Here is a 15,183-nt window from a genome sequence, read left to right on the forward strand (position 1 = left end):
TGCTCCCGCTCGGCTCCCGGCTCATCGCCCGGTGCCTCCGTAGACGACGGCCTCGTCCGTGTCGCTGTCCAGCCCGAAGGCGCTGTGCACGGCGCGGACGGCCTCCGGCACGTCGTCGGCGCGGGTCACGACCGAGATGCGGATCTCCGAGGTGGAGATCAGCTCGATGTTGACGCCGGCGGCGGACAGCGCCTCGAAGAACGTCGCGGTGACGCCCGGGTTGGAGCGCATGCCCGCGCCGACCAGGGAGATCTTGCCGATCGCGTCGTCGTAGCGCAGCGACTCGAAGCCGATGCCCTCCTTGACCCGGCCGAGCGCGTCGATGGCCTTCTGGCCCTCGGTCTTGGGCAGGGTGAAGGAGATGTCGGTCAGCCCGGTCGACGCGGCGGAGACGTTCTGCACCACCATGTCGATGTTGACCTCGGCGTCCGCGATGGCGCGGAAGATGCGCGCGGCCTCGCCTGGCTTGTCGGGCACGCCGACGACCGTGACCTTGGCCTCGGAAGTGTCGTGGGCGACTCCGGAGATGATGGCCTGCTCCATCTCGCCCCCTTCGGGCTTGTTCGGGTTGTCGTTGCTGACGATCGTCCCGGGGAGACCCGAGAAGGACGAGCGTACGTGAATCGGGATGTTGTAGCGCCGGGCGTACTCCACGCAGCGGTCGAGCAGCACCTTGGAACCGGACGAGGCCAGCTCCAGCATGTCCTCGTACGCGATCCAGTCGATCTTGCGGGCCTTCTTCACGACGCGCGGGTCGGCGGTGAACACGCCGTCCACGTCGGTGTAGATCTCGCAGACCTCGGCCTTGAGCGCGGCGGCGAGCGCGACCGCGGTGGTGTCCGAACCGCCCCGGCCCAGCGTGGTGATGTCCTTGCTGGACTGCGAAACGCCCTGGAAGCCGGCCACGATCGCGATGTTGCCCTCGTCGAGGGCGGTGCGGATGCGACCCGGCGTCACGTCGATGATGCGCGCCTTGTTGTGGACGGAGTCCGTGATGACACCGGCCTGGCTGCCCGTGAAGGACTGGGCCTCGTGCCCCAGGGATTTGATCGCCATGGCCAGCAGGGCCATGGAGATGCGCTCTCCAGCGGTCAGCAGCATGTCGAACTCGCGGCCGGCGGGGAGAGGTGACACCTGCTCCGCGAGTTCGATGAGCTCGTCCGTCGTGTCGCCCATCGCGGACACCACGACGACGACCTCATGGCCGGCCTTCTTGGCGTCAACGATTCGACGGGCCACGCGCTTGATGCCCTCGGCATCCGCAACGGATGAGCCGCCGTACTTCTGCACGACAAGGCCCACGTGCGCTCCTCGACTTGTGTCGTTTCCGGGGGCGGGTGGGCCCCCGCACCCCCGGGGAAGGGGGATCTGCGGTCCGCGCCAGTCTACCGAGCAGGGGTGCCGCGACCGGTGCCATCCATATGATGAGACGCACGTTTCAGCACGTGGGCAGCGGTGCGGGGCGGGCACCGGCAGGTCTGCGGGCCATCCGGCGCGGCCCCGAAGATTCGGCGGACGAACGGACGGCGGCACGGCCGGATTTCTTTCCGGGGCCGGGCGGTGAGGCCTTCGTCACACTCGCGGGGCCGATGCCGACCCCGGCCCCACCTGCCGCCCCGGAGCCGCTCCTGGCGCCGCTGCCAGCGCTGCTCCTAGCGCCCGAGGCCGAGCTCGGCCACCATGAGGTCGCCGGCCTGCTGCTCCAGCTGCTCGTCGGTGAGCCCGTCGTCGTCCGTGTCGGCGCCGTCCGGCACCGCACCGATCGGGCTGTCCAGCCGGACGTGGGCGATCAGCGACTGCAGCGCCCGCAGCACCGCCGAGCAGGTCGTGCCCCAGTTCGAGAGGTAGGAGAACTGCCACCACCACAGCGCCTCGCTGACCCGGCCCTCGCGGTAGTGCGTCAGCCCGTGCTGGAGCTCGCCGACCACGCCGGCCAGGTCGTCCGAGATCCGGAACGCGTTCGGCTTCTCCGGCGGACCGTACGGGTCGAAGACCTCGTGGTAGACGTCGATCGGCGCGAGCAGCGCCGCCAGCCGCTCGCGCAGCAGCTCGCCGTCCGGCTCCGGCCCCGCGTCCGGCTCGAAGCGGTCGTCCGGGACGACGTCCTCGATCGCGCCCAGCCGGCCGCCGGCCAGCAGCAGCTGCGAGACCTCCAGGAGGAGCAGGGAGACGGCACTGCCCGGCTCGTCGCCCTTGGCGACCTCGGTGACGGCGAGCACGAAGCTCTCCACCGAATCCGCGATCTGCACCGCGAAGTCGTCCGGCTCCGAACCGTGTCCGTGGGTGTGCGGGGTGTGGTTCCGCCGGTCCCCGTGCGGGTCGCCGTGCGGCTGCCCGTGCGCCTCGCCGTGGGACGGCTGGTGGGGGGCGTGGGGCTGCTGGTTGATCGTCCGGTCAGACATCGAGCAGTCGTCTCCCTTCGAAGGCGCGGCCGAGGGTGACCTCGTCCGCGTACTCCAGATCCCCGCCGACGGGCAGACCGCTCGCCAGACGGGTCACCTTCAGGCCCATCGGCTTGCACAGCCGGGCCAGGTAGGTGGCGGTCGCCTCCCCCTCCAGGTTGGGGTCGGTGGCCAGGATCAGCTCGGTGACCGTGCCGTCCGCGAGGCGCGACAGCAGCTCGCGGATCCGCAGGTCGTCCGGGCCGACGCCCTCGATGGGGCTGATCGCGCCGCCCAGCACGTGGTAGCGGCCGCGGAACTCGCGGGTGCGCTCGATGGCGACGACGTCCTTGGGCTCCTCCACCACGCAGATGACGGCCAAATCGCGGCGCGGGTCCAGGCAGACCCGGCACTGCTCGGCCTCCGCGACGTTCCCGCAGACCGCGCAGAAGCGGACCTTGTCCTTGACCTCCAGCAGCGCGTGCGCGAGGCGGCGGACGTCCACCGGGTCGGCCTGCAGGACGTGGAAGGCGATCCGCTGCGCGCTCTTGGGCCCGACGCCGGGCAGCCTGCCCAGTTCGTCGATCAGGTCCTGAACCACGCCCTCGTACAACGTCGCGCCTTCCCTCGGGTGGTCGGTGGTGCTCCGGCCGGTGGTCGGTCGGTGGTGCTCCGGTGCCATCATCCAACGAATCGGGCGCCGGACACACCGCCCGACGCCCGACTCCCACATAAATCACACGGACCTATCGGCCGGACTCCCACAGTGACCGGCCGGTCCGGAGCCCGCCCGGTACCGCCTAGAACGGCAGACCGGGCATGCCGCCGCCCAGGCCCTGGGTCAGCGGGCCCATGCGCTCGGCCTGCATCTTCTGCGCGGCCTGGTTCGCGTCCCGGACCGCCGCCAGGACCAGGTCGGCCAGGGTCTCGGTGTCCTCCGGGTCGACGGCCGCCGGGGCGATGGTCAGCGCCACCAGCTCACCGGCACCCGTCACCGTGGCCTCGACCAGACCGCCGCCGGCCGAACCGTTCACCTTCGCCTCGGCCAGCTCCTGCTGCGCCTTGGCGAGGTCCTGCTGCATCTTCTGCGCCTGCTTCAGCAGCTGCTGCATGTTGGGCTGGCCTCCACCGGGGAACACGGCTCACTCCTTGCTGTCGCACCTGTGCACGGGCTCGCGCGGCTCGTCCGCCGTCGTCCACGGCGTGGTCCTCGCTCGTCACCCGTCGTCGTCTCCGCCGAGCCTACGTGCTGCTCAGTTGCCGCGGTGGTGGATCTCCTCCAGGACCGTGGCACCCAGTTCGCGGATGATCAGGTCCTGGCCGGAGAAGGCCTCCTCGTTGAGGTCCGGGTCGTCCTCCTCCGGGATGTCGTCCTCCGGGGCCACGTGCGGCGCCGGGGGCCCGGCGGCGGGCGGCGGGCTGTGGACGGGCGCCGCCCGGACCGGCGCCGGGGCCGGAACCTGGGCCTGCGCCTGGGGCTGCGGCCGGACGGGCGCCGGCGCCGGGGCGGCGGGCTGCACCGGGGGCGCGGCCGCGGCCGGACGCGCCGGGGCGCCCCAGCCGCTGGTGGTGGCGCCCGGGGCGGGGGCCCCGCCGCCGAAGCCGCCACCGGTGCCGCCACCGGCTCCCCCGCCCGCTCCGCCGGACGGGTCGACGATGCACTCGATCCGCCAGTCCACGCCCAGCGCGTCGCCGAGCGCCTGGCGCAGGACGTCGTCGCTGTTGCTGCCGACGAAGCTGTCGCGGGCGCCCGCGTTGACGAACGACACCTGGAGCACGCTGCCGTCGAAACCGGCCACCTGGCCGTTCTGGCTGAGCAGGATCCAGGTGAAGCGGCGGCGGTTCTTCACCGCCTCCAGGATCTGCGGCCACAGCTGCCGGACCTGCGCGGCGCCCTGCTGGGCAGCGCCGGACGGCTGCGCGGCGGCCGGCGGCTGCGCGACGGGTGCGGGCGCGGGCATCGGGGCGGGCGGGGCCGCCTGGGGCTCGGGCTGCGCCGCCACGGGCGCGGCCGGGGCCGGCGCGGGGGCCGGGGCTGCGGGGGCGCCGCCGGCGGGCGGGAAGCTGCGCGGGATCGGCCACGCGCCCGGCGCGGGGGCTGCGGGCGCCGAAGGGGCTGCGGGGGCGGGGGCGGGGGCTGCGACCGGGGCCGCCTGGACAGGTGCAGGAGCCGGAGCCGGGACGTCCGCTGCGGGCGGCGCCACCACCGGTGCTGCCACCGCGGGGGCGGCCATCACGGGCGCCGCCATCACGGGCGCGGCCGTGCCCGGCACCGCCATCGGCGCGGCGAAACCGCCCGCCGCCGCCCGCCGCTCCAGCTTGTCGAGCCGTGCCTGGAGCGACAGCTCGTCGCTGTAGGCGCCGGGCAGCATCACGCGGGCGCAGATCAGCTCCAGCTGGAGCCGGGGGGCCGCGTTGCCGCGCATCTCGGTCAGCCCGGTGTTGACGATGTCGGCGGCCCGGCTGAGCTCGGCCGCCCCGAAGGCGTCCGCCTGGGCCTGCATCACGGCGACGCGGTCGGCCGGGGCGTCGATCAGCCCCTTCTCACCCGCCTCCGGCACGGTGGCGAGGATCACGAGGTCGCGCAGTCGCTCCAGCAGGTCCGTGACGAACCGGCGCGGGTCGTGCCCGCCCTCGACCACCCGGTCGATCACCTGGAACACCGTCGCGCCGTCCTGCGCGGCGAACGCGTCCACCACCTCGTCCAGCAGCGCCGAGTCCGTGTACCCGAGCAGCGCCGTGGCCATCTGGTACGTCACGCCGCCCTCGGTGGCGCCGGCCAGCAGCTGGTCCATGACCGACATCGAGTCGCGCACGGACCCGGCGCCGGCCCGGACGACGAGCGGGAACACCGCGTCCTCGACCTGGATGCCCTCCCGGCCGCAGACCTCGGCCAGGTAGTCGCGCAGCGTGCCGGGCGGGACCAGCCGGAACGGGTAGTGGTGCGTCCGGGACCGGATCGTCCCGATGACCTTCTCCGGCTCGGTGGTCGCGAAGATGAACTTGAGGTGCTCCGGCGGCTCCTCCACCACCTTGAGCAGCGCGTTGAACCCGGCCGAGGTCACCATGTGCGCCTCGTCCAGGATGAAGATCTTGTACCGGCTGTGCACCGGTGCGAAGAACGCCCGCTCGCGCAGCTCGCGCGCGTCGTCCACACCACCGTGCGACGCGGCGTCGATCTCGATCACGTCGATCGACCCGGGCCCGCCCGTGGCGAGGTCCCGGCAGGACTGGCACTCCCCGCAGGGCGTCGGCGTGGGCCCCTGCTCACAGTTCAGACAGCGGGCCAGGATGCGTGCGCTCGTCGTCTTCCCACAGCCGCGCGGCCCGCTGAACAGGTACGCGTGGTTGACCCTGTTGTTGCGCAGGGCCTGCTGGAGCGGAGCGGTCACGTGCTCCTGCCCGATGACCTCCGCGAAGGTCTCGGGGCGGTAGCGGCGGTACAGGGCTAGGGACACACCCCCGACGATATCGGGACGGACCGACAAACGCGGCACCCCTCGTCCCACCCGCAGCCCCGTGGAAGGCCCTCCGGGAACGCAAAGACCCCCCGTGCACCCGCCAGAGCCCTCCTACCCTTGCTGCCTTCCGGCCCTGGGGGGGTTCAGAGAGATAACGCCACACGAGGGGCTGCCCCCAACACTACCGGATCCCAGCCCCGACGATCCACAGGCCACCCCCACCTCCCCACCTCGGGATAGCTGGTCGCGAGCACCCCAAAACATGTACTAAGCTCTCCCACGGAGGATTCGCCTAGAGGCCTAGGGCGCACGCTTGGAAAGCGTGTTGGGGGCAACCCCTCACGAGTTCGAATCTCGTATCCTCCGCCTTTGCCTAGCAAGGCAGTTGAAGGCCCCGACCGGGTTTCCGGTCGGGGCCTTCTTCGTGTCGTGGTCTCAGTTTTGGTCTCAGTTGGGGTTCTGGGCCTCAGGCGGCGTCTTCGCCGGGGTCCTCTGGGCCAGATCCGACGTCGCCCCACAGAGCCGCGCCGATCTTCCTGCCGACGTCGTTCAGCATCGGCTCGGTGACGTGCTGGTAGCGCTGGGCCATCGAGGTCGAGGACCAGCCCATGATCGCCATTACGATCCGCTCCGGCACGCCGAGCAGGAGCAGGACGGTCGAGGCGGTGTGGCGGGCGTCGTGGAGGCGGCCGTCACGGATGCCGGCCTCGCGCAGGAGACGCTTCCAGTGGTGGTAGTCGGTGCTGGGGTTGAGCGGCTCGCCGGTCTCCGAGGTGAAGACGTAGCCCTTGTCCGTCCAGAGGTCGCGCGCGAGGGCCCGCTCGCGGTCCTGCTCCTCCTTGTGCTGCCGGAGGATCACGACGAGCGGCTCGGGCAGCGGCACCGCGCGTCGCCCGGCTCGGGACTTGGTGTCCTTGGTCTCGCGCCGGATCGGCTCCTTCTTCGGGCAGAAGCCGGGCTTGCGCCCGCAGCGGTCGCCGCAGCCGTGCCGGTACTTGGGCCGCAGTCGGCCGCGCTTGACCCAGGCGACGCCTCGGGTGAAGTCGATGTCCTTCCACTGGAGCCCGAGCACCTCGCCCTGACGCAGGCCGAGGGCGAGCGCGAAGATCCAGCGGGCGGAGTTGCGGCGCTTGCGCGCCGTGTCCATGAGCGCCTGGACCTCCTCGATCTCGAACGGCTCGACCTCCTCCTCTTCGAGCTTCGGGGCCTTGGCGATCGTGGCCACGTTGCGGGTGAGGTGGTCGCGCCGCAGAGCCTCGCCGAGGGCGACACGGATGGTGCGGTGGGCCTGGTGGGCGGTACCGGCGGCGCTGCCGGCGGCCTGCATCTTCTTGTAGAAGCGCTCCAGGTGCTCGGGCTCCAGCTTCTCCAGGCGGTGCGCGCCGAGGCCGGGGACGAGGTGCACGCGGACAGCGACCTCGTATCCGGCGTATGTGTTCTCGCTGACGGTGCCCGGCACGATCTCCTTGATCCAGTGGGTCAGCCACTTGCCGACCGTCCACTTCTGGCCAGCCTTGGGCACGGTGCCGTTGTCGCGCAGCTTCTCCAGCTTGCGGACCTTGGCCGTGACCTCGGGGCGGGTCTTGGCGCTGACGTGGCGGCGGTCGGGGGTGCCGTCGTCCTTGACCCCGACCGTGACGCGGCCGTGCCAGCGGCCATCGCTGCCCTGGTAGATCGAGGAGTCGCCGTTGGGCTTGCGGGTGTTCGCCATTCGGTTCCCCCGCTCAGGCCGCGAGCGCGACGGTCGAAGGGGCAGCCTGCGTACGGGCGGCCACGTACTCCTTGAGCGCCTCGGCGGGCACTCGGCGGAGACGGCCGATCGTCACGGACGGGACTTCGCCGGAGGCGACCAGGGCGTGCATGGTCGTCCGGCCGACGCCGAGACGACGGGCGGCTTCCTCCACGGTGAGGGCGACGAGCGTCGGGTCCGGCACCTCCGTGCCGCAGCTGGCGACGAGGGCGAGGAGCTGGTGCTCCGTGAGGCCGATTGCGCCGGCAAGGCGCGCGAGGGACAGGGGCGTTTCAGGCATAGGTGTTCCTCCCAGCGGCGCGGGGCAACGCGCCGCCGTGGCGACTGTTGGGATGGGCGGTGGGTTGATGGGCTGCCGGGCGGCCCTCGACGTTCGTAGCGCCGGGGGACGGGCAGCGGGGTAGGTGGTGGGCGGGGCGGGCACACTACGGCGGTCTCGGCTCGGGGCCTAAAACGATCTTGGACGCATGGGCCGGGTCGAGCGTTTTAGGTTGCGAGCCGGGTCGCGGCGATGATGCTCCGCGAGGCCGTCGATCCCGAGCTGGGGCGGCCCTCAGCGTTCGTAGCGCCGAGGGTCGGGCAGCGGGGTGGTGGGCGGGACGGGCACACTACGGCGGCCCCGGCCGGAAACGAAAAAAGATCTTGGGCGCGTGCGCCGGTCTGGCCTTTTTAGGATTCCGGCCGGGTCGCGGCGAGGATGCCCCAGGCGGCGAGCTGGGCGGGCTCGCTTACCGGTCGGCCGAGGGGCCCTTGCGGAGCGGGTCCCACTGGGAGCTGGGGGCCGGGTACCAGGTGGGCTCGGCGCCGGAGGGGCCGAGGTCGACGCCTTGGGCTTCGAGCCGTTCGGCGATCTCCTCGTAGGTGCGCAGGGCCTCGTCGTACCGGGCCTTGGCGGCCTGTTCGAGGTCGTGGGCGGTTCTCCACTCCTGCTCGGCCTTCTCGACGGCGAAGCCTGCTTCCTGCAGCTCGTAGTCCGGTTCGTCCGGGCCGGCCACGGCTTCGGTCATGAAGTTCGCCGGCGGGACACTGAGTGCCTTGGCCAGGCCGATCACCTCGTCGAAGCGGACCGGGCGGGTTCCGTTCTCGATCTTGGCGACCTGGGTCTGGTGGAACTTGAAGCCGAGCCGGGTCATGCGTTCGGCCACGTCCTCCTGGGAGAGGCGGGCGGCCTTGCGCAAGACCTTCAGGTTGTGGGCCACGAGGGCCTCGCCCTCCAGGGCCTTGTACCGATGCACCATGGGGTTGACCATATCAACCTCCTTCCGATTGCGAGCAGGCGCGGCGCGACGACAGGAGTGACTGTAGCAGCATGAAAAGCCCAACCGCCAAGCGGTTGACTGGACCTTCACGAAACCTTCACGAATCAGTCCAGCCAGCAGAAATGCCGAGAGAGGTTGAGATTGCCATGCGTGAATCGCTTGACTGGAGGCCGATATCCCGCTACGTTCGACCATGCCAGCATGAAACGACCAACCGAGAAGAGGTTAAGCCGGGTCGGGCGCCAGCCCGAATGCCCCCAGGAAAACGCGAAGCCCCCGGCGCTACGAACACCGGGGGCTGATCGAAAACCTCGCCACCGCCCATCCCAGGACAGTCGACCTACGGCGGACCGGGTTGCCCCCCGGAGCCGCCGAGTGAGGATCTCCATGACCGAGGTTACTGCCTCCCAGCCCCACGCCACACCCCTCCCAGCGGACAAGCCCACCGTCGCATGGCCGCCCGTGGCCAAGGCCGGCGAGCCCGGCACCTACCTGCCCGCCCAGCAGCCCGTCGTGTCCACAGCCTGTGGACACGACGCCGAGGCGGCGCCTGCCGAGCCCACCGTCCCGGACGGGACCGACCTGATGCCCGACACCGAGGTGACCGAGGGCGCCGACCTGCTCGCGCAGCTGAGGGCCCTGATCGCGAAGTTCGTGATTCTTCCCTCCGAGCAGGCCCTGGACGCCGCCACGCTGTGGGTCGCCGCGACCCACCTGCAGGGCTCGTGGCAGCACGCCCCGCGCCTGGCCGTGGTCGGCCCGGCAAAGCGCTGCGGCAAGTCGCGCCTGCTCGACCTGCTCGCCGAGACGGTCCACCAGGCGATGCTGACGGTGAACTCTTCTCCGGCCGCCATCTTCCGCTCGATCAGCGAGGAGCCGCCCACCCTGCTCGTGGACGAGGCGGACACGATCTTCGGCAGCCCGAAGGCGGCGGAGAAGAACGAGGAGATGCGTGGCCTGCTGAACGCCGGGCACCAGCGCGACCGGTACGTGCTGCGGGTGGTCGGCAACGACCACACCCCTCGCCAGTTCCCCACCTTCGCCATGGCGGCCATCGCCGGCATCGGCGACCTCCCCGACACGATCATGGACCGCTCGATCGTGATCCGCATGCGCCGCCGAGCCGAGGGCGAGCGCGTCGCGCCGTACCGCACCGCGCGAGACCGCCCCGCCCTGCACGCGATCCGCGACAAGATCGCCCGCTGGACCGCACCCCTCGCGGACCAGGCCCTCCACCTGGAGCCGAGCATGCCGGTCGAGGACCGCGCCGCCGACACCTGGGAACCCCTGGTGATCATCGCCGACCTCGCCGGAGGACCATGGCCCCGCCTGGCCCGCCAGGCGTGCAAGCGCATGGTCGACGCCGAGGTCCAGACCGAGGAGGACAACCCCGGCGGCGCGCGGATCCTCGCGGACATCCGGCGGATCTTCCACGCCGCCGGTGAGCCGGACAGCATCGCCACCGACCAACTGCTGTTCAACCTCAACGGCGACCCCGAGGCCCCCTGGGCCGAGACCAGCCGAGGCGGGCTGACCCCGCGCGGCCTCGGCGCGATGCTCCGCGAGTTCGGCATCTCCTCCGGCAACGTCCGCATGCCCGACGGAACCCAGCGCAAGGGCTACCTGCGCAACAAGTTCCTCGACGCCTGGCGGCGCTACTGCCCCGCAGTCCACCCCGTGAACGCCACCGCAGCGGGCAGCAGAGGCTGACCACCCTCCCCGAAATGCCGTCCCTGCCGTCCCTGCCGTAAAACCGCAGGTCACCGCACCTGCCGCCAAGACGGAACGGCACCCCAAGACGGCAACGGCATCCGCACCAAGACGGATCAGGCCCCATGCCAAGACGGCAGCCGTCCACTCCCGCCAGCGCCCGCCGCCGCCCCCGTCCGGGGCGTGAGCGGCGGGCCCGGTGGCGGGACGGGAAACACATCCGTCTTGTGCCGTCCCAGCCGTCCCTGCCGTAAAACCGCAGGTCAAAGGCCATGCCTCCGGGACGGATACAAGCCCCAAGACGGATACCGCACCGGCCTGAACCCGAGCTCCGCCGCGTCCAAGGCACCACCCGGGCAGCCGAATCCGCCCCAGCCCACAGACCGTCCCGCAGCACCAAGACGGCAAGACGGCAAAGACGGCAATCCCACAAACCACCACCGCCCGACCCGCGAGGACCACTTCCGCATGACCTCCACCACCCCACCGCGTCTGCCCCGCCCGGACGCCGTCCTCGTACAGGCCGCCATCGCAGGCGCCCTGTCCTTCGCCCACCTCCACGACATCGCCGAAGCCGCCGGACAACACGGCTGGAAAGCCTGGGCCTACCCCGTCTCGGTCGACCTGCTGCTCGTCGCCGCCTGGCACCGCATGCGAACCCTGCGCACCACCGGCCGCCCCGCCGGCACCGCCTGGACCTGGTTCGCCATCGCCCTGACCGCCTCCCTCGGCGCCAACGTCGCCACCGCCGGCCTCCTCGACCTCGCCCACGTCCCCGCCTGGCTACGGATCCTCGTCGCCGGATGGCCCGCCCTCGCCTTCTTCGGCGGCACCCTCCTCGCCCACAACACCACCGCCACCGACCCGAAGCGCGCCGATGGCGAACTCCCGCTCCGCGAAAACCCCGAGCCTGCACCGGCAACCGAGTCCGCACCGGTGACGGACGCGGAGCAGGGCGACCTGCCCGCCGACGAACCGGTGCTTGAGCCCGACGACGACGTCCGGCCCGACAGCCGGGAACCGGTGGTGGGCACCAAGCGCACCGGCCGCAAGCCCGCCGCCTCGATGGACGAGCTGGCCGAGATCGTCCGGCCTGCCGTCCAGGAGCACGGCCCCACCCAGGCCGTGATCAGGACAGTCCTGCGCGAGGCCGGCATACCCATCGCCAGCGACCGCCTCGGCAAGCTGACCCAGCGCTTCAAGGACGAAGAGGCCAGGCAGCAGGCCGCCGCGCAAGCCAGCGCCTCGGCGGCCTGAGGCCCGCGCCGCTCGCCCGAGCACCGGACCGCTTCCGGACCGGGCGAGCGGCCCCTCACCGAAGCTGACCGACGCTCACCGGAACTCCCCCAGGGTCCATCCGGAGACCCCGGAAGTCCTGAACCGGCGACGTCTACACCGGAACTCCGGCACCGCCAAACCCCTCTTCCGCCGGACCATCACCCCGCATCCGGCGAACGCCCCACCAGCCGACAACCACCTGCCCTCACAGAAGAACCGGAAGATCCCCGTGCCCGACCAGCAGCACCACCTCGCCCCTGCTTCCGCCACGCCCGAACAGGAAGCACAGCCCTGCGGAACCGGTAGCGACAAGCCCGGACGTGGTGGCATATTCGCCCGCGTCAAGCAGGCCCTGCCCTGGACCGGCCACGGTCACGACGACGACGGAGCAAGCTGGGGCAAAGTCCACAACGCCGTTGGCGCCGCGGACTTTGCGCTTGACCCCGCCCCAGGGGTGGCGGGGCAGGACCGGCGCGAGGGCGCGCCGGACCAGGAGGTCATGACCGAGGGCGGCCATGACCAGGACGAACTTCCCCCGTACGACACCGAGCCGCACAACGACATCGACGCCGAGCGTGCCGACGCCGACGACCGCGTCGTGCGTGAAGCGCCGACCGTGACCCCTGCCGAGTTCATCCACGAGCGCGTTCCGGTGCTCGACCGCCCCGCGCTTCCGGTGGACGACAACACCGCTCCGCTTGCCGAACGCATGTACCGGCCGCGTTCCGGAACCAAGCGCGACGACCAGATCACCTGCTCGGTCGAGCCGGCCGAGAAGGAACTGCTCGACTTCGTCGCCACGAAGCTCAAGCGCTCTCGATCCGCGTTCCTCGCGGATTCCGCCATGAGTGTCGCTCAGGCGTACATGCGGACCGGCCGCCTCAATGCGTTCGTCCCCATGCCCGACTACGAGGCCATCGCCCTCCTCACCGAAGCGATCGGCACCCACCAGCGGGCAATCGACCGGGCCGGCAACAACCTCAACCAGCTCATGGTCGAGGTCTACAGCGGCCCGATCCCCGAGCGCGCCATGGAAGTCCTGACCGAGCTGCACGCCTGCGCGACCCAGGCCCGTCACGCTTACCAGCGCGTCCTGCCGGGAGGCCGCCGTGGTGCCTGACATCTCCACCGGCTCGCGCACCCGCGGTCTGCTCTCCTACCTCTTCGGCCCCGGCCGACGCGACGAGCACACCGACCCGCACATCGTCGCCGCGTTCGCCATGCCCGGCCTGCCCGACCCCGGCCGAGCCCCCCTCGACCAGCACCATCAGCTCCTCGACCAACTGGCTGACTACCTTGACCAGCCCGTCCGCGCCCGCGAGAGGCGCCTGGGCGCGACCGTCCCGCAGCACGTGTGGCACTGCCCTGTGCGCACCGCCCCGGGCGACCGCTACCTCACCGACGCCGAGTGGGCCGAGGTCGCCCGCCGGATCGTCCACGCCACTGGCATCGCGCCCGATGGCGACGACAAGGGCTGCCGGTGGATCGCCGTACGCCACGCCGACGACCACATCCACATCATGGCCACCAGCGTCCGCGAGGACGGCCGCCGCCCCCGCAACAAGCGCGACGGCCAACGCGCCCAGGCCGAGTGTCGCAAGATCGAGAAGGAACTCGGCCTGCGCCAGCTCAACTCCGGCGACCACACCGCCGCCCCGATGCCCACCAGCGCCGAGCAGGCCAAGGCCCAGCGCACCGGCCACCAGCAGACCGCCAAGGAGTGGCTGCAGGAACAGGCCCAAGCCGTCGCCGCCGCCGTCCGCGACGAGCAGGAGTACTTCTCCACCCTCACCGCCCTCGGCATCCAGGTCCGCTACCGCATCGGACCCGAGAGCGGCGACGTCATCGGCTACAGCCTCGCCCGCCCTGGCGACGTCAACGCCCAAGGCGAACCCGTCTACTTCGGCGGCTCCAAGCTCTCCCCCGACCTGTCCATCAACCGCCTGCGCGAACGCCTCACCACCCAGCAGCCCACCACACCCGCACAGGGCACGATCGAACCGGACCGCTGGCGACAGGCCGAGACCACCCTGCGGGAGACCGCCCGCTTCGCCTACCAGGACCAACACCACCCCGACGTGCCCGGCATTGACGCGTTCGACAACGTCGTCCAGGCCCAGGCCGCCGCCTTCGGCGAACTCCTCCACACCGCCGCCCTCACCGCACCCGCCCACACCCGCGCCGAACTACGAGCCGCCGCAACCGCGTTCAACCGCGCCACCCGATCCAAGGTCCGTGCCGAACACCAGCAGGCCGCAGCCCTCCGCACCGCCGCCAAGCAACTCCTGCACACCGCCGGCTCCGGCGAGGACGGCGCCACCGCCGCCGCCCTGCTGTCCACCGCCGTCTTCGTCGTGATCGCCATTGCCCGCTGGCACCAGACCCAAGGCCACCAGCAGCAAGCCCACGCCGCCCAGCAGTCCCTCGTCCACCTGCGAACCGCCTACCGGCAGACGGCCGAGCCGGTCATCGCCGACCTCACCCGCCGCACCCCCACCCCCAAGACCACCGACCGCCTCGCCGCCCAGGTCCAGGCCGCCGTCCCCGACCACGCCCAGCGCATCCTCGCCGACCCTTCCTGGCCCGCCCTCGCCACCGCGCTCGCCCAGGCCGAATCCTCCGGCCAACCACCCCGCCGAGCCCTCGCCGAGGCCGTCCAGCAACGGGAACTCACCACCGCCGACCGACCGGCCGAAGTCCTCCTCTGGCGCCTGCGCAACGCCACCGCCGACCGCATCGACAAGCGCGCCCAGGCCGCCCGAGCCCACACCACCAGCACTACCGCGAAGGCCGCGCCCACCACGCCCGCCGTGCCGACCAGCCCCAAGGCCGCCAGCGATCCCACCCGCCGACGCTGATGCTCACGTGCCTGAACCGCGCCCCCAAGTCACACGAACGCCCGTGCCATAGATGTCGGTTCGATGTCTTCTCCGGTGGCCGGGAACCACCCCGGCCGCCGTGCGTCTTGTGTGCTTGCCAGCCGTCACCCGACACCGAAGGGCCCCACTTGACCAACCCCAGCACCGACCACGACGGCCACCACAGAGCCGTCATCCGCGCCGTCCCCCACCCCGGCGAACTCGACGCCCGCGGCATCCCCATCACCTGCCCCGACTGCCGCGCCCGCCGGGACTGGCTCCTCCTCAACGTCCGCCACCAGGTCTTCGTCCGCTGCCGCTGCGCGACCGAGTGGCACGAGCCCGACCTCACCCGCGCCTACTTCGACCTGCACTTCACCGCCCCCGAACACGAGTGGGACGACTACGGAACCGCCATGCGGGCACTTGCCTTCGACGGCCTGCTCGCCGGCACTACCTGGTCGTGACCCGCAGCCTGAGGCTCGC

At 71.6% G+C, this 15,183-nt stretch carries 13 protein-coding genes, 1 tRNA gene and 1 other RNA gene; 6 read left to right on the forward strand and 9 right to left on the reverse strand.

Annotated elements, in window-relative coordinates; all coding sequences use genetic code 11:
* Positions 1 to 21: 21 nt before the first annotated feature.
* The 6 genes from ACFXDE_RS15585 to ffs all read right to left on the reverse strand — a co-directional run bounded on the left by ACFXDE_RS15585 (position 22) and on the right by ffs (position 6,013).
* Positions 22 to 1,302 (reverse strand): aspartate kinase, encoded by a 1,281-nt coding sequence (locus ACFXDE_RS15585; protein ID WP_363654588.1) that lies wholly within the window; start codon positions 1,300 to 1,302, stop codon positions 22 to 24.
* 350 nt (positions 1,303 to 1,652) lie between these two features.
* Positions 1,653 to 2,402 carry a DUF5063 domain-containing protein gene (locus ACFXDE_RS15590; RefSeq protein WP_380494476.1) on the reverse strand — a complete coding sequence of 250 codons (750 nt, stop codon included), beginning with the start codon at positions 2,400 to 2,402 and terminating at the stop codon, positions 1,653 to 1,655.
* The gene (recR, locus tag ACFXDE_RS15595) at positions 2,395 to 2,994 is read right to left on the reverse strand and encodes a recombination mediator RecR (RefSeq protein ID WP_380446057.1); all 600 of its coding nucleotides are present in this window, start codon (positions 2,992 to 2,994) and stop codon (positions 2,395 to 2,397) included. Before recR ends, ACFXDE_RS15590 begins: the two co-directional genes overlap by 8 nt.
* 187 nt (positions 2,995 to 3,181) lie before the next feature.
* On the reverse strand, positions 3,182 to 3,520 hold the full coding sequence (locus tag ACFXDE_RS15600) for a YbaB/EbfC family nucleoid-associated protein (RefSeq protein ID WP_359964018.1): 339 nt from the start codon (positions 3,518 to 3,520) through the stop codon (positions 3,182 to 3,184).
* 114 nt (positions 3,521 to 3,634) lie between these two features.
* Entirely contained in the window at positions 3,635 to 5,839 is a 2,205-nt protein-coding gene (locus ACFXDE_RS15605; RefSeq protein ID WP_380494479.1) for a DNA polymerase III subunit gamma and tau, read from the reverse strand.
* An 83-nt stretch (positions 5,840 to 5,922) separates the two neighbouring features.
* Positions 5,923 to 6,013, reverse strand: an RNA gene (gene ffs, locus ACFXDE_RS15610) — signal recognition particle sRNA small type.
* 110 nt (positions 6,014 to 6,123) lie between these two features.
* Here ffs and ACFXDE_RS15615 point away from each other — a divergent pair.
* A tRNA-Ser gene (locus tag ACFXDE_RS15615) sits at positions 6,124 to 6,208 on the forward strand.
* A gap of 100 nt (positions 6,209 to 6,308) precedes the next feature.
* On the opposite strand, the gene ACFXDE_RS15620 is transcribed toward ACFXDE_RS15615, so the two are convergent.
* The 3 genes from ACFXDE_RS15620 to ACFXDE_RS15630 form a co-directional block, all read right to left on the reverse strand.
* The gene (locus ACFXDE_RS15620; protein ID WP_380390160.1) at positions 6,309 to 7,553 is read right to left on the reverse strand and encodes a tyrosine-type recombinase/integrase; all 1,245 of its coding nucleotides are present in this window, start codon (positions 7,551 to 7,553) and stop codon (positions 6,309 to 6,311) included.
* Positions 7,554 to 7,566: 13 nt separating this feature from the next.
* On the reverse strand, positions 7,567 to 7,872 hold the full coding sequence (locus tag ACFXDE_RS15625) for a helix-turn-helix domain-containing protein (protein ID WP_380494481.1): 306 nt from the start codon (positions 7,870 to 7,872) through the stop codon (positions 7,567 to 7,569).
* A 448-nt stretch (positions 7,873 to 8,320) separates the two neighbouring features.
* Positions 8,321 to 8,830 (reverse strand): helix-turn-helix domain-containing protein, encoded by a 510-nt coding sequence (locus ACFXDE_RS15630; protein ID WP_380494483.1) that lies wholly within the window; start codon positions 8,828 to 8,830, stop codon positions 8,321 to 8,323.
* A 408-nt stretch (positions 8,831 to 9,238) separates the two neighbouring features.
* Here ACFXDE_RS15630 and ACFXDE_RS15635 point away from each other — a divergent pair, with 408 nt between their 5' ends.
* From ACFXDE_RS15635 to ACFXDE_RS15655, 5 genes are all read left to right on the forward strand, one after another.
* Positions 9,239 to 10,561: a DUF3631 domain-containing protein gene (locus ACFXDE_RS15635; protein ID WP_380494484.1), complete on the forward strand. Its 1,323-nt coding sequence runs from the start codon at positions 9,239 to 9,241 to the stop codon at positions 10,559 to 10,561.
* 468 nt (positions 10,562 to 11,029) lie between these two features.
* Positions 11,030 to 11,818, forward strand: coding sequence for a DUF2637 domain-containing protein (locus ACFXDE_RS15640; protein ID WP_380390152.1), 789 nt, complete (start codon positions 11,030 to 11,032; stop codon positions 11,816 to 11,818).
* A gap of 250 nt (positions 11,819 to 12,068) precedes the next feature.
* A complete protein-coding gene (locus tag ACFXDE_RS15645) occupies positions 12,069 to 12,959 on the forward strand; it encodes a hypothetical protein (protein ID WP_380494486.1) in 891 nt (296 codons plus the stop codon).
* Positions 12,949 to 14,697 (forward strand): relaxase/mobilization nuclease domain-containing protein, encoded by a 1,749-nt coding sequence (locus ACFXDE_RS15650; protein ID WP_380494488.1) that lies wholly within the window; start codon positions 12,949 to 12,951, stop codon positions 14,695 to 14,697. Before ACFXDE_RS15645 ends, ACFXDE_RS15650 begins: the two co-directional genes overlap by 11 nt.
* A gap of 149 nt (positions 14,698 to 14,846) precedes the next feature.
* Entirely contained in the window at positions 14,847 to 15,164 is a 318-nt protein-coding gene (locus ACFXDE_RS15655; RefSeq protein WP_380390146.1) for a hypothetical protein, read from the forward strand.
* Positions 15,165 to 15,183: the final 19 nt, after the last annotated feature.

The organism is Kitasatospora sp. NPDC059408 (genome assembly GCF_042751525.1).
In the GTDB taxonomy this organism is placed as follows: Bacteria; Actinomycetota; Actinomycetes; order Streptomycetales; family Streptomycetaceae; genus Kitasatospora.

Bases quoted from the DNA above. Each gene is read 5' to 3' on its own strand.
- ACFXDE_RS15635 (WP_380494484.1), top strand. From the start codon at position 9,239: ATGACCGAGGTTACTGCCTCCCAGCCCCACGCCACACCCCTCCCAGCG.
- ACFXDE_RS15640 (WP_380390152.1), top strand. From the start codon at position 11,030: ATGACCTCCACCACCCCACCGCGTCTGCCCCGCCCGGACGCCGTCCTC.
- ACFXDE_RS15625 (WP_380494481.1), bottom strand. From the start codon at position 7,872: ATGCCTGAAACGCCCCTGTCCCTCGCGCGCCTTGCCGGCGCAATCGGC.
- ACFXDE_RS15590 (WP_380494476.1), bottom strand. From the start codon at position 2,402: ATGTCTGACCGGACGATCAACCAGCAGCCCCACGCCCCCCACCAGCCG.
- ACFXDE_RS15620 (WP_380390160.1), bottom strand. From the start codon at position 7,553: ATGGCGAACACCCGCAAGCCCAACGGCGACTCCTCGATCTACCAGGGC.
- ACFXDE_RS15630 (WP_380494483.1), bottom strand. From the start codon at position 8,830: ATGGTGCATCGGTACAAGGCCCTGGAGGGCGAGGCCCTCGTGGCCCAC.